This window comes from Microbacterium sp. TPU 3598 (assembly GCF_002356155.1).
GTDB classification, from domain to species: Bacteria; Actinomycetota; Actinomycetes; order Actinomycetales; family Microbacteriaceae; genus Microbacterium; species Microbacterium maritypicum_A.
The window spans coordinates 3667179-3684690 of the sequence record NZ_AP017975.1 but is presented as its reverse complement, the minus strand read 5'-3'; the positions used below and the strand labels follow the sequence as shown (position 1 = coordinate 3684690).

Here is a 17512-nt window from a genome sequence, read left to right as displayed (position 1 = left end):
ACGCGCGGCGATGAGACGAGAGGTCGACGATGACTGACGTGAACGACACCGCACGGGACTCGGCGGATCCGCTGATCTCGGTCACAGGGCTCTCGGTGAGCTACGACGTCGCGCGGACGGGAAAGAAGCTGATCGCGATCGAGGATGTCGACCTCGACGTGTTCGAGGGCGAGTTCATCACGGTGCTCGGCCCGTCGGGGTGCGGAAAGACGACGTTCATGAACGTCATCGCCGGCCTCGTCGCGCCGAGCACCGGGGCCGTCCTCGTCGATGGGAAGCAGGTCGACGGCCCTGGTCCCGACCGGGCCGTTGTCTTCCAGGACTACGCCCTGCTGCCCTGGCGCACCGTGTTCGACAACGTGAAGTTCGGACTCGAGATGCAGAAGGGCCTGCGCACCGCCGACTGGCGTGCGAAGGTGCAGGAGGCCATCGAGATGGTGGGGCTCGCGGGGTTCGAGTCGTCGTACCCCCGTGAACTCTCCGGCGGCATGCAGCAGCGCGTCGGGCTCGCCCGCGCGTTCGTCGCGGAGCCGCGCATCCTGTTGATGGACGAGCCGCTCGGCGCCGTCGACGCCCTCACCCGCGAGGTGATGCGCGACGAGATCGAGAAGCTCATCGAGGCGACGGGCAAGACCGTCCTCTTCATCACGCACTCGATCGAGGAGGCCATCCTCCTCGGCGACCGCATCGTCGTCTTCAAGAGCCACCCCGGTGCGATCAAGGAGATCATCACGACCGGCATCCCGCGCCCGCGCTCGGAACGGTCGGTGCAGCACGATCCGCGCTTCCTCGAACTCCGCGACCACCTCTGGGAGGCGCTGGAGGGTGAGGCCACGGCAGCGGCGGTGTCGAAATGACCGCGCTGCTCGCCACCGGGCCGAACCTCGGCAGGGGTGGCCTCGCCGCCTGGCTCGCGGGGCTGAGCGCCCGGGGCAAGGCGGCGGTCATCGCGATCGAGGTCGTCGTCCTCCTCGTGCTCTGGCAGCTGGTCGTCGGGGTGTTCGGCTGGATCAGTCCGGTCTTCCTGCCGCCGCCCCTGGCCATCGCGCAGGGGTTCGGCGAGATCGTGGCGAACGGATCGCTCGCCGCCAACGCCGGCATCTCGGTGCAGGCGTGGCTGACCGGTTTCGCGCTCGCGGTGGTCGTCGGCATCCCGGTCGGGCTCCTGATGGGAACATCGCTTCCTGTCGACCGAGTGATCGGTCCGATCGCGTGGACGATCTACGCCACGCCGTCGATCGCCTATCAGCCGCTCGCGAAGGCGTGGTTCGGATTCGGCATCGGTCCGGTGATCTTCCTCGTGACGATCAGCGCGATCTTCCCGATCCTGCTCAACGTCGCCGCGGGCATGCGCACCACGAACCCGTCGATCATCCGCGCCGCCCGCGTGTACGGGGCGGGGCGGATGCGGCTGTATCGCTCGGTGTACCTGCCGTCGACGATCCCGTTCCTGTTCGCGGGGCTGCGGCAAGCGGTCGTCCTCGCCACGATCGGCATGGTCGTGGCCGAGCTCGCGGGCTCGTCGAGCGGCATGGGCGCGCTCATCATCCGCGCGTCGAACACGTATCAGACCGACCAGGCGTTCGCCGCGATCGCCGTCGTCGTGCTGTGGAGCGTGGGCATGACCCAGGTGGTCACGGCCATCGAACGCGGGGTCGCGCCCTGGACGAGGAAGGGCACGCGATGAGCGTCGTCTCGGCAACCGGAACCGTCCGCATCGTGCGACCGCGGCGGGTGGTGCGCTCCGGCGAGGGAAAGTGGACCCTGCTCCTGATCGGGGTGATCGCCGCAGTGCTGCTCTTGTGGGAGGCGGCGGTCAGCTGGTTCCACTGGATACCGGCGGCCTTCCTGCCCGCACCGACCGCGGTGGCCGTGGCGTTCGGCCAGCTCATGGTCGACCCCGAGTTCTGGAGCGCTTTCGCGTTCAGTGTCACCAACCTGCTGATCGGCCTCGCGATCGCGATCGTCGTCGGGGTCGTCGTGGGGCTCGCGGTCGGCTGGTCGCCGGTGCTGCGCTTCATGGTCGCCCCGTTCCTGTGGGTGCTGTACTCCACGCCCAAGGTCGCGCTCGCCCCGCTGTTCATCCTCGGCCTCGGGCTCGGCAGCGAGTCGAAGATCGCCCTCGTGATCCTGCTCGCGGTGTTCCCGATCCTGCTGAACACGATGGAGGGCGCGGTCACCGTGAACCCTTCGCTCGTCAACGCGGCCAGGGTGTACGGCGCCAAGGGGATCGGGCTCGGCTGGAAGGTGATCTTCCCTGCCACGCTGCCCTACAGCCTCTCCGGCATCCAGCGCGGTGCGGCCCTCGGCTTCACGGGCGAGGTGCTCGGCGAGTTCCTCGGCGGCACCGGCGGCCTCGGTCACCTGCTCGAGTTCGCGGCGTACCAGTTCCGGATGGACGAGGCCATCGCGATGGTCGTGGTGATGGTCATCATCGCCAACCTCACGCTGCTGCTCATCTCGATCCTCCGGCGCCGGCTCGCGCCCTGGTACGACGAGCGCAAGATCGTCGGCTGACCGGCACCGACGCAGACTCCCGACCCCCGTCTCATGCGCGACGGGGGTCGGGTCTGTCTTCCCCCGTTTCGAATTGCGCAACTGGCTCCATTCGCCGTCGGAGTACGGCCACTTGCGCGATTCGAAACCGGCTGGCGTAGCGTGGCCGGGTGTCGATCGATCGAAGCCACATCCGGGTCAAGGCGATGCTCGTCGCGCCGAACGAGCAGGGAACCGCGCATGCGGTCAGCGTCAATGCCGGGACCGCAGAGAATCCAGGCGGGTATCACCGGCTCATCGGCGGCAGTGTCGAGCTCGGCGAGGCCCATGTCGATGCGGTCCGACGCGAGGTGCGCGAGGAGCTGTCGGCGACGATCCAGGAGCTGAGCTACCTCGGGGTGGTGGAGAACATCTTCCGGATCGATGGCAAAGTCGGGCACGAGATCGTGTTCGTGTACACCGGCCGGCTCGACCCGGAACCTGCGGCGGAGGGCGCGACCCTCACGGAGAGTGACGGAGCAGTCGTACCCGTCGTCTGGCGCAGTTTCTATGACGACGCCGAGGCGCTGCCCCTCTACCCCGCCGGAGTCAGAGGGCTCTTCGCTCAGCGGTAGATCTCGCAGCCTGAACAGACGAAGAGGCCCCACCGCCATGCGCAACGGTGGGGCCTTTCGTGCGAGTCAGCGACTCACGGGTAGGTCAGCGTGGCCGGTCCCTCGTTGTCGAGGCCCAGGAGCTCCTGCGCCTTGCGGAGGTAGACGAGCTGCTCGTCGTCGAATTCCAGCGGCTCGAGCTTCTGCGTCTTGATGGTGGTGTCCCACGCCTCGCCGTCGAAGTACAGGTTCGGGCAGGCGAGGTGTCCGTCGAGGATCCAGACGCTGTCCGAATCACGCAGTTCCGCGACGTCGAAGTCGTTGGCCTCGTAGATGTCCAGCGCCTCCTCCGCGTTCTCGGGGAACTCGCCGGGTGCGGGCGCCGTCATGAAGTCGGTGCCCTTGAGCGTGGCCCGCAGGAACCGGACGAGGGTGTTCGGATTCTCCTGCGCCCACTTCGTGCCGGCGATCTGCACGTCGTTCGCCCAGTTGCGCAGCGACTCGACCACGATGTTCGCGCCGTGCTCCTCGAGGGCTGCCCTGTCGTCGGCGTAGAACGGCTGCAGGCTGATCTTGTCGTTGACGAAGAACTCCGTCCACGACTCCGATCCGGGGCCCGGGTAGACGACCTCGGTGTTTACGGATGCGACGTCCCAGCCCTCCTCTTTCAGCACCTGGGCGCGCTGGAACTCGGCGGGGTCGCCGGGAGTGCCGGCCAGCACGATCGACGTGCCGTCGAGGTCGTCGACGCTCTTCACGTCGGACTGCACCGCGAAGTCGAAGTTCTGCCGGCAGTAGTGCCCGGAGACCAGATCGATCTCGACACCGCCGCGGATGGCGTCGATCACGGTGCCGGTCGACTCGACGCCGATGTCGGCACTGCCGCTGGCGACGGCGGCCGTGACGTTGTCGGCGGTGATGACCTCGACGGTGAGGCCCTCGTCTTCGTAGTAGCCGAGGTCGGACGCCAGGACGAACATCGAGTACATCGTGATGTCGGGGAAGGGGATGGCCACCGTGATGCTGGTGTCCTCCGCGGCTCCGGGTTCGCCGTCGCCGAGGTCGACGGGTCCTTCCGGTGTCGGCGTCGGCGAGGCGCAGGCGGCGAGCAGCGTCAGTGCTGCTGCGCCCCCGACCACGGCGATGCCGAGTCTGTTTCGTGTCGTGCGCATGACTCTCCATTCGGGCAAGTGCGTGCGACTCCTCCGTGGAGTGGGGCGCCTCACGCGGATTTTGGGATACGGTATCCAATTTGGAATCGGGTGTCCATGGTTTGCGGGATATCGTGCTCGAACAGGGTCTAGACGACTGTGATGAAAATTGGATACAGTATCCCAAACAGATTCCCGCGATGAAGAGGTGAAGATGCGTGCCGCCGTGCTGAGCCGTCATGACCTGGACGGGTTGACCGTCGCGGTCGCGGATGTCCCGGCACCCGGCGACGGCGAAGTGCTCGTGCGCGTCGAGACGGTCGGGGTGAATCAGCTCGACCTCAACGTCATCGCCGGTGTCGGCCCAGGAGCACGGGCGCAGCTGCCTCGCATCCTCGGGATTGACCCGGCCGGCGAGATCATCGCCATCGGAGCGGGTGTCGACCAGAAGCGGATCGGCCAGACCGTGGTGGTCAAACCCAACATCGCCTGCGGGCAGTGCGCCCATTGCCAGGCCGGAGACGAAGCCGATTGCCCGAACCAGACCGTCGTCGGCGTGCACCGCGACGGGGGCGCCGCCGAGTACGTCGTCGTCCCCTCCCGCAACGCGATCGACCGCCACGGCCTCGACGCGGCACAGGCGACCGCCGTGGTGCACAGTGCCTCCATCGTGATCAACGCCGTGCGCACGGTCGCGCTCTCCGCCGGCGACCGGATCCTCGTCACCGGTGCGGGGGGAACGCTCGGACGCGCGGCCGTTGCCGTAGCCCTCGCTCGCGGGGCCCAGGTCGTCGCCGCGTCGCGCCGTACTCTCGCACCGCTCGGAGACGAGCAGCTCATCCAGGCTTCGGGAGCTGCCGCGCTGGCGGCGGCCCTCGACGGGGGAGAAGGGTTCGACGTCGTGCTCGATGTCTCCGGCCACGCTCCGACCCTGAGCGCCGGGATCTCGGCGTTGCGGTGGGGAGGTCGGGCCGTGTTCTGCGCGGCATCCGTCGACAGCGACCTGCGCATCGACGCCCGCGACTTCTACCTGCGTCGCAAGCGGCTGTCGGGTGTGGCCAGCGCACGCTACGACGATGTGGCCGAGGCTCTCGCGCTCGCCGCCGCCGGGGCCCTGCCCTCGCTCGTCGGCTGCCGCTACGCGCTGGACGACATCGCCACGGCGTATCGCGATTTCCCCCGCAAGGGCGACGGGAAGGTCGTCGTCGATGTGCGCTGACCGCCCTCGGTATCGAAGAGGAGACCAGAAGTGACGAATTCCGCATCACCCGGCACGGGTGCGCTGGCCGGGATCCGCGTGGTCGAGCTGGGCCAGTACATCTCGGGTCCGTTCGCGGCCAAGCTGCTCGCCGACCTCGGCGCCGACGTCGTCAAGGTCGAGTCGCCCGAGGGGGACCCGATGCGCCGATGGGAGGGGCGGGCGACCATGAGTCCCCAGTTCGCCGCCTACAACCGGGGCAAGCGCGGGGTCGTGCTCGACCTCAAGAGCGCCGAGGGGCTCGCTGCGCTGTTCGGCCTGGTCGACGATGCCGACATCGTGCTGGACAACTTCCGCCCCGGTGTCGCCGAGCGGCTCGGGTTCGGCCCCGATGCGCTGCACGAACGCAACCCGCGGGTGATCACGTGCTCGATCACCGGTTTCGGCCCCACCGGGCCGGCCGCGAAGCGCCCTGCCTACGACACCGTGATCTCGGCGACCGGGGGAATGTACAGCCAGGTGGTCCCGGCCTCCACGATCCGTCCGCTGGGGCCTGCGTTCTCCGATCTACTGTCGGGGATGTCGGCCGTACAGGCCGTGCTCGCCGCCCTGCATGCCCGTGACGTCAGCGGGGTGGGCGAGCATGTCGAGGTCACGATGGTGGGTGCCCTGCTCGACTTCCTCACCGAGTCCGCTTCGGCGTTCCTCGAGACCGGACAGGTCTCATCGCCCGACTCGCGTCCGCGCCGCGCGCAGGCCTACGCCTGCCGGGGGTCCGACGACAAGGCCTTCGTGATCCATATGTCGGTGCCGGAGAAGTTCTGGACCGGACTGCTCGACGTGCTCGAGCGGCCCGATCTCGCCGACGACCCGCGCTTCTCGACCCGGGAAGCGCGCGTGCGCAACTATGACGAGCTCGACGTGGTGCTCAAGGAGATCGCCGCCACCCGACCCCGGCAGTACTGGCTCGACCGGCTCGCCGCGCACGACATCCCGCACGGTCCGCTGAACACGATGGGCGACCTGTTCGACGATCCGCAGATCGCGAGCATGGGCCTGGTCGAGGAGATCGAGGGGCCTGATGGCGTGCTGCGCGTCCCGGTGCCCAGCATCCGGTTCCAGCGGTCCGGTCGACCCGAGCTGCGATACGCGCCGGCGCTCGGCGCCGACACCGAGGAGATCACGGGACTGCGGACCGAATCTGAATCCGAACCCGCACGAGCGAAGGAAGGGGCAGCCTGATGTCCGGTATCGACGACATCGTCGCGATCGACGTGCACACCCACCCGCAGACCGAGGAGTTCATCGCGGCGATGGGCCAGCGGCACTCCCAGATGTCGGCGCACTTCGGGCGCGAGCGGCCGGTGGTGTCGTTCGCCGAGCAGGCCGATCAGTACCGCGACCGCAAGATGATGGCCGTGATCGTGAACTCCGACTCGGAGACCACGAGCGGAATCAAGGGTGCACCGAACGACCTCCTCGGCAAGGCGCAGCAGGACCACCCCGATGTGTTCCTCGCCTTCGCCGGCATCGACCCGTGGAAGGGCGAGGCCGCGGTCGCCGAGATCCGTCGGATGCACGCCGAGTACGGCATCAAGGGCGTCGGCGAACTCAACCCGTCGCGGCAGAAGTTCCTCGCCAACGACCGTCGCTTCTTCCCGATCTGGGAGACCTGCGCCGAACTCGGGCTCGTGGTGATGTTCCACTCCGGGTTCCCCGGCGCCGGTGCGGGTACTCCCGGTGGCGGCGGGTATCGGCTCGAGAACGCACGCCCCGTGCCGTACATCGACGACGTGGCCGCAGAGTTCCCCGAGCTGAACATCATCAGCGCGCACCCGGCATGGCCGTGGCACCTCGAGAACCTGGCGATGGTGTGGCACAAGTCGAACGTGTACCTCGACCTGTCGGGGTGGGCGCCGAAGTACCTGCCGCCCGAGGTGGTCCGCTACGCCGATTCGCTGATCTCCGACCGGGTGCTCTTCGGGTCGGACTGGCCCGTGATGACCGCCGACCGCTGGATGGCCGAGTTCGATGAGCTCGGGCTCAAGGAGGAGTCGCGTCGGAAGATCCTGCTCGACAACGCACGCACGCTGTTTCGACTGTGAGCGCGAAGGAAGGAGCCGAACGTGGCTGAACTGGTGATGGCCGCAGCGACCCCGCACAACCCGCTGCTGTGGCGGGCGATGCGCGAGCCGATGCCCGACGATCTCGTGACGGTCGAGGCGAACTTCCGTCGCATCCGTGAGGCGATCTCGGATGCCGGGGTCGACACTCTCATCGTGCTCGGCACCGACCACGTGCGGCAGTTCTTCTCCGACAACTCACCTGCCTTCATCGTCGGCAAAGCCGCCTCGTACCACGGCACCTACGAGAACGAGGTGCGCACCTTCGGCATGGAGTACGCCGAACTGACCGGCAACCCGGAGCTGGCGACGCAGATCACCGGCCGCGAGGTGCTGCCCGAGACCATCGACTTCTCGGTATCGCACGAGTGGCGGCTCGACCACAGCTTCGTGCTGCCGCTGCAGTACGTGCGTCCGGAGCTCGACCTGCCGATCGTGCCGATCCACGCGAACTCGATCCTCCCGCCGCTGCCGACCGCCGCCCGCTTCGCCGCTCTCGGACACCACCTGCGCACCGCGGTCGAGTCCTGGGACAGCGACGCCAGAGTGGGCCTGCTCACCTCGGGGCACATGGCAACCGACGTGGGCGGCCCGCGCACGTTCAACGGCTCGCCCGATCCGGAGTTCGACGCCGAGGCGGTCGGGTGGATGCGTGACGGCGACCTCGACGGGGCGATCGCCGGATGCCGGTTCGACCGCATCATGGCCGCCGGCAACGTCACGTACCAGTACGTGAACATCGTCGCCGCGCTCGCCGCCATGCAGGGGCGCCCGGCCGAACTCGCGGAGGCCACGACCTCGCGCTTCGCCTCCAGTCCGTTCTTCCTCTGGAGGGCCGCATCGTGAGCCGGTACATGATGAACAAGTTCATCCGCGCCGTCGAGATGAGCACCGCGAACGTGAACGCCTACGTCGCCGACACCGAGGGGTTCGTCGCCGGGTGGCTCGCCGGGGAGCGGGGCCCGACGCGGTCGCCGACGACCGGGTGCTGACCCCCGAGGAGCGCACCGCCTTCGTGAACCGCGACTACGGCGCGCTCTACGGTCTGGGCGCGCATCCGTATCTGCTGTGGCACTTCACCGAAGCCGTCTACGAGCACGAGTACACCGAGGGCTTCGGATGGCGCGAACTCGTCGAGCGATACCGGGCCGCGATCATCCCGTACGGCGAGGTCGACGACATCCCCTGACCTCCTGGAACGCCTGTGCGCAGGCGCGACGGATGCCCCGTGGGTGGGGTTTCCACGGGGCATCCGCCCATTCTGCGCCGGCGTCGAACGACGGTGTGAGCTGGGGGCTACGAATCCGTCGACGTGTGGGGTGGACGCAGCGGCGCACCGGCGGTGCGGGTCTCCTCCCCCGAGGACGGCCGCACCACCGGCGTCCTCACTACGCCGTCACGAGACGACGTCGCAGGAGTCCGGCGCTTCCGAGGAGGAGCAGGACGGCGGCGAGTGCGAGCAGTCCGACCGGCGACGGAGCGCCGGTCATCGCGAGCCCTGACGCCTGACCGGTCGTCGCCGCGCCCGAGGCGAAGGCGGCTCCGGCCGTCGAGACCGGAGTCGTTCCGGGCGTCGTTCCCGGGTTGGTTCCGGGGTCGGTACCGGGATCCGTTCCGGGGTCGGTACCGGGATCGGTGCCGGGGTCGGTTCCCGTGCCGGGGTCGGTCACCGTCGCCTCGCCGATCACGGAGATGGCGTTTCCGCCCAGCGTGATCGGAAGGCTGATCGGCAGCGCCAGTTGGGTGCCGCCGAGGATGCCGTCGGTTCCGGTGGTGGTGTTGCCTCCGGTGGTGGGGGCGGTTCCTCCGGTGCTGCTGCCGGTGCCGGTGCCGGTGCGGGTGACGGTGGCGTCGTCGAGGACGGAGATCGCGTTGCCGGTCACGCCGATGGGGGCGGTGACGGGTGCCGTGATCTGGGTGCCGCCGAGGACGCTGTCGGTTCCGGTGGTGGCGTTGCCTCCGGTGGCGGCGGCTGCCGGTGCGGTGGTGTTTCCACCGGTGCCGGTGCCGGTGCCGGTGCGGGTGACGGTGGCGTCGTCGAGGACGGAGATCGCGTTCCCCGACACCGTGACCGGTGCCGTGACGGGCGCCGTCGCCTGCGTGCCGCCGAGGATCGCGTCTTCGCCCGACGTTGCCGCCGACGTGGCGGGAGCGGGGGGAGCGGTCGAGCCGGCGGTGCCGGTTCCCGTGGAGCTCGTGTCACCGAGCAACGAGATCGCGTTCCCCGACACCGTCACCGGTGCCGTGATGGGCGCGATGACCTGTGTGCCGCTGCCGATGCCGTCGTCACCGGATGTGGTCGCACCCACGGGAGCGGAGGAGGCCGGTGCTGCGGCCCCCTGCGCGTTCGGAGTGGTGCTCTCGGTGTCGCCGACCAGCGACACGGCGTTGCCCGTGACGGTGACCGGTGCGTTGACGGCGAGCAGCGCCTGCGTGCCCGAGAGCACACCGTCCAGACCGTTCGTGGTCACGAGAGGCGCTTCGGCCTGGGGAGCCGGGCTCGGGGAAGTGGCGGCCGGGGCGCTGGTCGTCGATGTGTCGAGCACGCTCACCGCGTTGTTCGACACGGTGACGGGAAGGTTCACGGTCACCGCGGCCTGAGTGCCGGATGCCGTGCCCGAGTCACCGCTCGTCTGTGCGGGTGCGGGTGCGGGTGCGGGTGCGGGTGCGGGTGCCGGGGCAGGCCCGGGCGCCGGAGCCGGGGCAGGCGCGGTGGACACGGCGTCGCTCAGCACCGAGATCGCGTTGTTCACGACCGAGATCGGTGCGGTGATCGCTGTCTCCACCTGTGTGCCGGAGAGCAGTCCGTCGTCTCCGGTCGTCTCAGCCGCGTTCGCGGCCGTCGCGCCGAGGAGCGTGATGCCCCCGGCGATGAGCGTGCCCCAGAGGGCCCGCTTGATGAAAGTACGCATGATCGTTCTCCTGACTGGATGGATCGTCTGATGGGTGCGCGCGATCACATGCGCGCGCAGCACGGCATCTGTCGTTCCCGGGGGAACGACGTGACGATCCGTCAGTCAGGAGAGACGTCGGTGTCGGCGACCGTCGACGAGGGAAGCTCGTCGTCGGAGGCGCCGGATGTCCGCTCGCCAGCACGGAGCGGAGAAGAGTTCGCGTCGCTGAGGCGCGCGGGGGATGCGCCGCTCCCGCCGCCGGAACCGGCGGAGGAGGACGCGGGGACTGTGGTGCCTGGCGGGCTCCCCGACGGGGGAGCAGTGGGCACAGAAGTGGCGTCGTCGGTGGTGGCGCCGATCGCGGTGGTGAGCGCGCCAGACGGCGGGGACACGGTCGACGGCACAGCTGTCGACGAGACCGCCGGCGTCGCTGCGGAGCTCTCCGTCGCGGGGGCGGCCGTCGGGGGGACCGGGGCCTCGGCGACGTTCGCGGGACCTTCGCCGGATCCAGGCGTCGTCGTCGACGGGTTGAGCGCTTCGAGCACGGGCGGAACCGTCTCGTTCGTGACGTTCCCGAGAAGAGCAGTGGTGTCATCGACGACGCCGACGACGTCACCCACCGCGGAGATCAGACCGAGGTCGGAGACGAGTCCGCCGACCACGGGGATGCGGGAGACCGCGTCGAGAATCGGATCGGTGATCTGAGAGACCGGTGCGTCGGTCAGGGCATCGGTGACAGGGGTGACGACCGCGGTCGCGGTCTCGGTCACGGTGTTCACGACGGGTGCGACCGCCGGACCGACGACCGGAGCATTCACGATCGGCTCGGTCACGGTGGCGACCACGGCGGGGACGGCCTGCTGCACGGGCGCGACCACCTGTGTCACCACGGGGGCGACCACCTGCGTGACGACCGGGGTCACGGGGGCCGTGACGGCCGACACCGTGTCGCTGACGAGCGAGGTGAGTCCGTCGAGCGGGCCGTCCTGTTCGTCCGCGTGCGCGGATCCGCCCGCGAGGAGAACCGTGAGCGTCGCCCAGGCGAGCACGCCGATGCCACCCCAGAAGACGGCGGCAGGTATGCCGCGTCGGGTGGCCCGAACGTCCACGTCGACCTCCCCCTCCGAAGGCAACGTACGTCGACGCCGTTGCGTCGATTGGGGCTGACGATACTCGCGCACGGACGTCGTGTCTAGAGGGTTCTCCGCGCGTTTCCGGGGATGTCCGGGTGTGACGCGCCCGGAGAAATCTCGGCTTGACTTTCCCCAAGTTCTACACATCCCATCCCCGCGGAGGGCAACCTTCAATGCCCGATTTAAACTGATTTCCATCCACAGGCTGGGGAAACGATAAAAGCCAGTTCAAGTGGAATTAAAAAGTTTCGTATCCCGGTCTTCCACGGGGTTATCCACACCCGTTGTGCACAGACACTCCGAGTTTGTTCGCACGCTCTCCACAGAGTTATCCACAGGCCGTCTTGCATGTGGAAACAGTCGCTCGTAGCGTGGGCGAGCGACCGAATGTCGGAGGCAGCTGTTTTGCTGTTCAGAGCGGTGTGAGGGCCGAAGGCCGCACGGGCCCCCCCGTCGAAGCGTCTCATCAGAACATCGCATCGGAAACGTCGCATCGAAGGGAAGACTGTGTCGATCGCTGACATCTCAGAGGAGCGCATGGGCGCGAAGCGCGCGCCGGAGCGCACGCCTCCCCACGACCTTCTCGCCGAGCAGAGTGCGCTGGGCGGAATGCTCCTGTCGAAGGATGCGGTCGCCGATGTGATCGAGACGCTCAAGGGTGCCGACTTCTACATCCCGAAGCACGAGCTCATCTTCGAGGCCATCCTCTCGCTGTACTCGCACGGTGAGCCCACCGATGTCGTCGCCGTCACCGACGAGCTCATCAAGACAGGCGAGCTCGGCCGCGCCGGCGGTGCCGACTACCTGCACACGCTGACGTCGATCGTCCCCACGGCGGCCAACGCCGGCTACTACGCGGGCATCGTCTCCGAGCGCGCGATCCTGCGCCGGCTCGTCGATGCGGGCACGCGCATCGTGCAGCTCGGGTACGCCGGTGAGGGCGATGCGACCGACATCGTCAACAACGCGCAGGCCGAGATCTACTCGATCACCGGATCCGAGACCGCCGAAGACTACGTCCCGCTGCAGATCGCCGTCGACGCCGCGCTCGAGGAGATCGAGGCCGCCAGCGGCCGCGACGGATCGATGACCGGAGTGCCGACCGGCTTCAAAGAGCTCGACGAACTGACGAACGGCCTCCACGGCGGGCAGATGATCGTCGTCGCCGCTCGACCCGCCATGGGCAAGTCCACGCTCGCGCTCGACTTCGCGCGCGCCGCATCCATCGGCCACAACCTCCCCTCCGTCTTCTTCTCCCTCGAGATGGGCAAGAGCGAGATCGCCATGCGTCTGCTCAGCGCCGAGGGCGCGATCCCGCTGCAGAACATGCGAAAGGGAAACCTCGACCCGCGCGACTGGACCACCGTCGCCGCCACCCGAGGGCGCATCAACGACGCGCCGCTCTACATCGACGACAGCCCGAACATGACCCTCGTCGAGATCCGGGCGAAGTGCCGTCGACTGAAGCAGCGCGAAGGACTGCGCATGGTCATCATCGACTACCTGCAGCTGATGACCTCGGGCAAGCGCGTCGAGTCGCGTCAGCAGGAGGTCTCGGAGTTCTCCCGAAGCCTCAAGCTCATCGCCAAGGAGTTGCAGGTTCCGGTCATCGCCCTCTCGCAACTGAACCGTGGTCCCGAGCAGCGCACCGACAAGAAGCCCGCGATCAGCGACCTGCGAGAGTCGGGCTCGATCGAGCAGGACGCCGACATGGTCATCCTGCTGCACCGCGACTCGGTGTACGACAAAGACGTGCGTCCGGGCGAGGCCGACCTCATCGTCGCCAAGCACCGTAACGGACCTACCGCGACGATCACCGTCGCGTTCCAGGGGCACTACTCGCGCTTCATGGACATGGCTCCCGGCGGCGACTTCAACTGAGTGTAGGCTCCGTCGCTCACAGCGGGTGGGAGCGAGGGGAGTGAAGTCGATGGGATCCGGTTCGCGGTCGCCTCGACGAAGCCATTCGATCGCTTCATAGAGGTCGTCACCGATGCGCGTCAGTGAGTTGAAGCGAGACGTGTGGAAGATCGGCAGTTCGCCGTCGTCGTCTCGGGCACCGGTGTCCCAGGCGAGGTAGTCGCCGTTCTCGCTCATCGCGAAGACGACGAGGCGCTCTGCGATGCTCCAGGAGCCGTCGGGTTCGATCTTCCAGTCGTACCCTTCGGCCCGCCCTTCCCGGAAGTCACGGTGCAGCGCCCCGGTCAGGTATCAGCCCCGACCCACCACGCCGTCGCCGAATCCGGAGGGGACCAGCGTGCAGATGAGCCAGAGCCCGACGGTCAGATTCCATCGCGGTTCGCTCTCCACCCCTGAGTGTTAGCGACCGAAACGCATACGCTCACGCAACATCGGATGCGGTGAGGTGGGCGTATGGCTCACTCCGCTCACTCTCGCCCGTCGTCCGGCCCGCGGCTCCTCGTCGCGGGCCTCGCGGCTCTGGCGGTCGTCGCCGTCACGCTGACGCCGCGCCGGTTCGCGAGCCCTGCTCGTGCGCTCTTCATGGACCTCGCCCATGTCTTCGCGGCGCCTCTGGTCGAGCCGATGACCTTCATCGAGGTGGAGAGCACCCTCAACGCACTGCTCTTCGTCCCTCTCGGAGCCGCGGTGGCGCTTGCGCTCAGCCGGCGGCTCTGGATGCTTGCGCCCGTGCTCGTCTTCTGTGCGTCGTTCGCGATCGAGAGTGTCCAGGCCGCGATCCCTGGGCGTGTCCCTGACGTGCAGGACATCGTGTGGAACACGATCGGCGGGATCATCGGCGCCGTCGCGGTGGGAATCGTGCGAGGGCTCTGGGCCCTGGGGCGACGGCGTTCGTGAGGACGCCGTGGGCCCACGCGCCTATCGGGCGGCGTCGCGCCGAGGCGGAGCGTCATCCCATCGGGGTGACGGGAGGTGCAGCAGCACCAGACCGATGCCGGCGATCACCGAGTTGCGGAAGGCGGGGTCGAGCCCGTTCCACGACGTGGAGCGCCACATCTGGAACCACTCGCCGCCGATGGAGATGAATCCGCCCACGAAGAGCAGGATGATCATCACGAGTCCGATCGACGACCACACGCGGGCGGCGTGGAAGCCGTGGCCGAGGAATCCGCGCACGAAGAACACGACCGCGACGATCAGGACGATCGCGCTCAGCGACTCCCAGATGATCACGCCGATGTACGCGATGTTCCACAGCACGGGATTGTCGATCGCCCGCCACATCAGGTCAGGGTCGAGACCTTTTCCGGCATCCTGACCGAAGTTCGTGGTGTCCATCGCCAGCACATGCTGCACGAAGTCGAAGTTCGTGCCGTAGTCGGTGATGTTGCCGAGGGCGACGAGGAAGATGTAGAGCCCGTTCACGAGGACGAGCGCGGCTGCGGCGAAGGGCAGCGAGCCGAGCAGGTGCCAACGAGGTGAGCGCAGCGGTGCGTCGGTCGTAGTCATGACCAGACAGTATCGGTCGGCTGTCCTCGCGTCGAGGATGGCCTCAGTCACGCGGTCGACGGGGATCCCGGGTCGTTTCCGGGAAGCGTGGGAGCATCCGCGTCGACACTCCGGCCGCCGCGACGACGAGTGCGAGCGCGGCGAGTCCGATCGGCAGTGTCGCAGCGATCGCGATGCCGCCGACGAGCACGGGCCCGCCGGCATCCCCGAGTTCGCGCCCGAGCTCCGCCGTGCCCATCGTGCGGCCCATACGCTCGTGCGGTGTCGTGTCGGCGAGGTGTGCGAACGCGAATGGTGTGGCGAAGCCGATCCCGATTCCGAGAAGTCCCGCGGCGACGTAGAGCCCGGGCAGTGCGGGAACGAGTGCGGCCGTCATGGTGCCGGTGGTGATGGTCGCAAGGCCCAGCGCCATCCCCGCTCGATCGCTCGTATGGGCGCTGTCGCGCAGTCTTCCCGCCCAGGGTTGAGTGAGCGTCGAACTCAGTGCCAGGACGGACGCGAGCGCGATGCTCGCGAGCAATGGCGCGTCCTGGCCGCTCGCCATGGCGGGGAGGAAGCCGATCGATGCGCCGAGTGCCCCTGTGGAGGCTGCCAGGGCCAGGGTAGGCACGAGGAACCCCCGCTCGGTCGTCTGGCGGACGAGGTCTGCGACGGTGTAACGCGGGCGCGGGAGGGGATCGAGGCGGGGGAGGGTGACCGCCACCCAGAACGCGGTCAGGATCGCGACGGCGCTCAGAATGGTGAAGAGGAGCGCGAAGCCACCCGTGAAGATCAGTGCGGCGCCGATGAGTGGACCCAGCGTGTAGCCGAGTCCCTTCCAGGAACCGTATCTGCCGAAGTATCGCCCCTTCGCGCCCGGGGCTGCGAGCCGTGCGACCGTTGCAGAAGAGGCCGGCGAGAATGCCGACGCCGCCGCGCCCTGCCCGAGCCGCGCGACGGCGAGGGCGATGGTGTTCGACGACCACAGCCCCACGAGCGACACGATTCCGAAGGCGAGGAGCCCGAAGACGATCACGGGTTTGGCGCCGATGCGGTCGGCCAGCGAACCGAAAACCGGCTTGAGGAACACCTCGGCGAGGTCGTAGACAGCCAGGAGCGCGCCCATCCGCAGGAGGTCGAGACCGATGTCCTGCCCCGTCGCCCCGATGCCGGCCGCGATGCTGTGGGCGCCGAACGCAGTGACGAACCCCGCGGCGTAGAGCGGGGCGATCGTCCGCGCGGCGACCGCCGGCTCGCTCACGTGTGAACGGCCTGGTAGACGAGGTCCGTGAACCGCGCGAGCTCGGCGACACATGTGGCGAGTTCACGGTCGGCCTCCTTGGATGAAGGGGATCCGAACACGTCGCGGCTGCGAATGGTGCGATGCCACCGCTGCAGGCGATCGAGGCTCTGCTCCTCCTCTTCGAGCTCGGCAAGAGTGAACTTCTTCTTGTCGATCTCGCGCGCGATCTCGGCCTCGTACTTCTTGCAGTCGGCGATGAACTCCGTCCAGTCATCGGCCCGCGCAGCATCGAAGAGTTCTCGAAGCGCGGCGGTGTCGCCCCCGTCTGCCTGGGTGCGGAGTACGAGGATGGCGCCGTCGCCGCGCTGAGCGAGGGCGCGGGCGCGCTCGACTCCCGCGACGCACGCCGGAACCTCCGGGACCACCCAGGTTCCCTGCCCCGCAGGGACCGCTCCGAACTGGCGCAGCTCTCGCCAGACCGCGACACGGTGCCTCGAGGGAGTTGCGGGCACCTGGACCAGGAGCATGAGCCAACGATCAAGATTCGTCACAGTGAGAATGTAACAGTCGTTACATCCCTTCGGTGAAGAGTTGCCGGATACCGTGGAGGGAAGCGATCGCGAGCAGACAGGGAGGGGCGAGCCTTGGCGAATGACTCCGGGAGCGACGTGCGCATCCGCGACGGCTATGCCGCGCGTGCCACCGAGTACACGGAGCTGTTCGGTGACATCGGGCAGATGGATGACATCGACCGGGAGCGCATCGGACGCTGGGCGGATGGCATCGACGGGCGCATTCTCGATGTCGGCTGCGGACCCGGGCACTGGACCGCCTTCCTCGTCGATCGAGGCGCTGACGCCGAGGGCATCGACCTCGTGCCGGAATTCGTCGACGATGCCTCCGCACGGTTCCCGCAGGTGCCGTATCGGGTGGCGTCACTGACCGACGCCGACGTCCCGGCGGGCTCACTCGGTGGCGTGCTCGCCTGGTACTCGCTGATCCATGCGGCTCCGGATGAGTTGCCGTCCCTGCTCACGGCCGCTCGGCGCGCGATCCGCGAGGGCGGTCACCTGCTGATCGGGTTCTTCGACGGGAAGGACGGCGAACCTTTCCCGCACGCGGTCACCACGGCGCACTACTGGTCGGTGGACGGGATGTCGGCGCTGCTCGAATGCGCGGGGTTCTCCGTACTCGACAGCGATGCGCGGGTACAGGACGGACGGCGTCCGCACGCGTCGATCAGCGCCGTCGCGTTCTGATCCCAGCGTGCGGA

Annotated in this window: 19 protein-coding genes; 13 read left to right on the top strand and 6 right to left on the bottom strand. The window is 68.2% G+C overall.

Annotation, left to right across the window (positions count from 1 at the left end; all coding sequences use genetic code 11):
- Positions 1–29 precede the first annotated feature (29 nt).
- From MST3598_RS17595 to MST3598_RS17580, 4 genes are all read left to right on the top strand, one after another.
- Entirely contained in the window at positions 30–857 is an 828-nt protein-coding gene (locus MST3598_RS17595; protein WP_021201485.1) for an ABC transporter ATP-binding protein, read from the top strand.
- Positions 854–1687, top strand: a complete 834-nt coding sequence (locus tag MST3598_RS17590; protein ID WP_036271970.1) for an ABC transporter permease — start codon at positions 854–856, stop codon at positions 1685–1687. The genes MST3598_RS17595 and MST3598_RS17590 overlap by 4 nt, the downstream gene beginning before the upstream one ends.
- Positions 1684–2517, top strand: a complete 834-nt coding sequence (locus tag MST3598_RS17585) for an ABC transporter permease (RefSeq protein ID WP_029260748.1) — start codon at positions 1684–1686, stop codon at positions 2515–2517. Before MST3598_RS17590 ends, MST3598_RS17585 begins: the two co-directional genes overlap by 4 nt.
- A gap of 149 nt (positions 2518–2666) precedes the next feature.
- Entirely contained in the window at positions 2667–3110 is a 444-nt protein-coding gene (locus MST3598_RS17580; protein WP_051671243.1) for an NUDIX domain-containing protein, read from the top strand.
- Between the two features lie 74 nt (positions 3111–3184).
- On the opposite strand, the gene MST3598_RS17575 is transcribed toward MST3598_RS17580, so the two are convergent.
- Complete coding sequence (locus MST3598_RS17575) at positions 3185–4261, bottom strand: ABC transporter substrate-binding protein (protein WP_029260746.1); 1077 nt, start codon at positions 4259–4261, stop codon at positions 3185–3187.
- A 193-nt stretch (positions 4262–4454) separates the two neighbouring features.
- On the opposite strand from MST3598_RS17575, the gene MST3598_RS17570 reads away from it, so the two are divergent.
- From MST3598_RS17570 to MST3598_RS17550, 6 genes are read left to right on the top strand one after another with little or no spacing between them, the layout of a single operon-like run.
- Positions 4455–5459 carry an alcohol dehydrogenase catalytic domain-containing protein gene (locus MST3598_RS17570; RefSeq protein ID WP_136053572.1) on the top strand — a complete coding sequence of 335 codons (1005 nt, stop codon included), beginning with the start codon at positions 4455–4457 and terminating at the stop codon, positions 5457–5459.
- A gap of 30 nt (positions 5460–5489) precedes the next feature.
- The gene (locus MST3598_RS17565; protein WP_029260744.1) at positions 5490–6680 is read left to right on the top strand and encodes a CaiB/BaiF CoA transferase family protein; all 1191 of its coding nucleotides are present in this window, start codon (positions 5490–5492) and stop codon (positions 6678–6680) included.
- Positions 6680–7543 (top strand): amidohydrolase family protein, encoded by an 864-nt coding sequence (locus MST3598_RS17560; RefSeq protein ID WP_029260743.1) that lies wholly within the window; start codon positions 6680–6682, stop codon positions 7541–7543. Before MST3598_RS17565 ends, MST3598_RS17560 begins: the two co-directional genes overlap by 1 nt.
- Positions 7544–7564: 21 nt before the next feature.
- Positions 7565–8407, top strand: a complete 843-nt coding sequence (locus tag MST3598_RS17555) for a hypothetical protein (protein WP_051671241.1) — start codon at positions 7565–7567, stop codon at positions 8405–8407.
- Complete coding sequence (locus MST3598_RS18450; protein ID WP_157749870.1) at positions 8404–8553, top strand: hypothetical protein; 150 nt, start codon at positions 8404–8406, stop codon at positions 8551–8553. The genes MST3598_RS17555 and MST3598_RS18450 overlap by 4 nt, the downstream gene beginning before the upstream one ends.
- The gene (locus tag MST3598_RS17550) at positions 8502–8750 is read left to right on the top strand and encodes a hypothetical protein (protein ID WP_172889166.1); all 249 of its coding nucleotides are present in this window, start codon (positions 8502–8504) and stop codon (positions 8748–8750) included. The genes MST3598_RS18450 and MST3598_RS17550 overlap by 52 nt, the downstream gene beginning before the upstream one ends.
- Positions 8751–8949: 199 nt before the next feature.
- On the opposite strand, the gene MST3598_RS17545 is transcribed toward MST3598_RS17550, so the two are convergent.
- Positions 8950–10473 (bottom strand): hypothetical protein, encoded by a 1524-nt coding sequence (locus tag MST3598_RS17545; RefSeq protein WP_096359731.1) that lies wholly within the window; start codon positions 10471–10473, stop codon positions 8950–8952.
- A 101-nt stretch (positions 10474–10574) separates the two neighbouring features.
- Positions 10575–11564 (bottom strand): hypothetical protein, encoded by a 990-nt coding sequence (locus tag MST3598_RS17540; RefSeq protein ID WP_029260739.1) that lies wholly within the window; start codon positions 11562–11564, stop codon positions 10575–10577.
- A gap of 531 nt (positions 11565–12095) precedes the next feature.
- Here MST3598_RS17540 and dnaB point away from each other — a divergent pair.
- Together dnaB and MST3598_RS17525 are read left to right on the top strand one after the other, a co-directional pair.
- Positions 12096–13469 (top strand): replicative DNA helicase, encoded by a 1374-nt coding sequence (gene dnaB, locus MST3598_RS17535; protein ID WP_017829839.1) that lies wholly within the window; start codon positions 12096–12098, stop codon positions 13467–13469.
- Between the two features lie 492 nt (positions 13470–13961).
- Positions 13962–14405, top strand: coding sequence for a VanZ family protein (locus MST3598_RS17525; RefSeq protein ID WP_029260737.1), 444 nt, complete (start codon positions 13962–13964; stop codon positions 14403–14405).
- Positions 14406–14426: 21 nt separating this feature from the next.
- Here MST3598_RS17525 and MST3598_RS17520 read toward each other — a convergent pair whose 3' ends face one another.
- Genes MST3598_RS17520 through MST3598_RS17510 form a run of 3 tightly spaced genes read right to left on the bottom strand, consistent with a single transcriptional unit; the run spans position 14427 to position 16790 of the window.
- On the bottom strand, positions 14427–15017 hold the full coding sequence (locus MST3598_RS17520) for a DUF2165 domain-containing protein (RefSeq protein WP_029260736.1): 591 nt from the start codon (positions 15015–15017) through the stop codon (positions 14427–14429).
- Between the two features lie 43 nt (positions 15018–15060).
- Positions 15061–16257, bottom strand: coding sequence for an MFS transporter (locus MST3598_RS17515; RefSeq protein WP_029260735.1), 1197 nt, complete (start codon positions 16255–16257; stop codon positions 15061–15063).
- A complete protein-coding gene (locus MST3598_RS17510) occupies positions 16254–16790 on the bottom strand; it encodes a Chromate resistance protein ChrB (protein ID WP_029260734.1) in 537 nt (178 codons plus the stop codon). Before MST3598_RS17510 ends, MST3598_RS17515 begins: the two co-directional genes overlap by 4 nt.
- 93 nt (positions 16791–16883) lie before the next feature.
- Between MST3598_RS17510 and MST3598_RS17505 the strand changes: the two genes are divergently transcribed.
- A complete protein-coding gene (locus MST3598_RS17505; protein ID WP_029260733.1) occupies positions 16884–17498 on the top strand; it encodes a class I SAM-dependent methyltransferase in 615 nt (204 codons plus the stop codon).
- Positions 17499–17512: the final 14 nt, after the last annotated feature.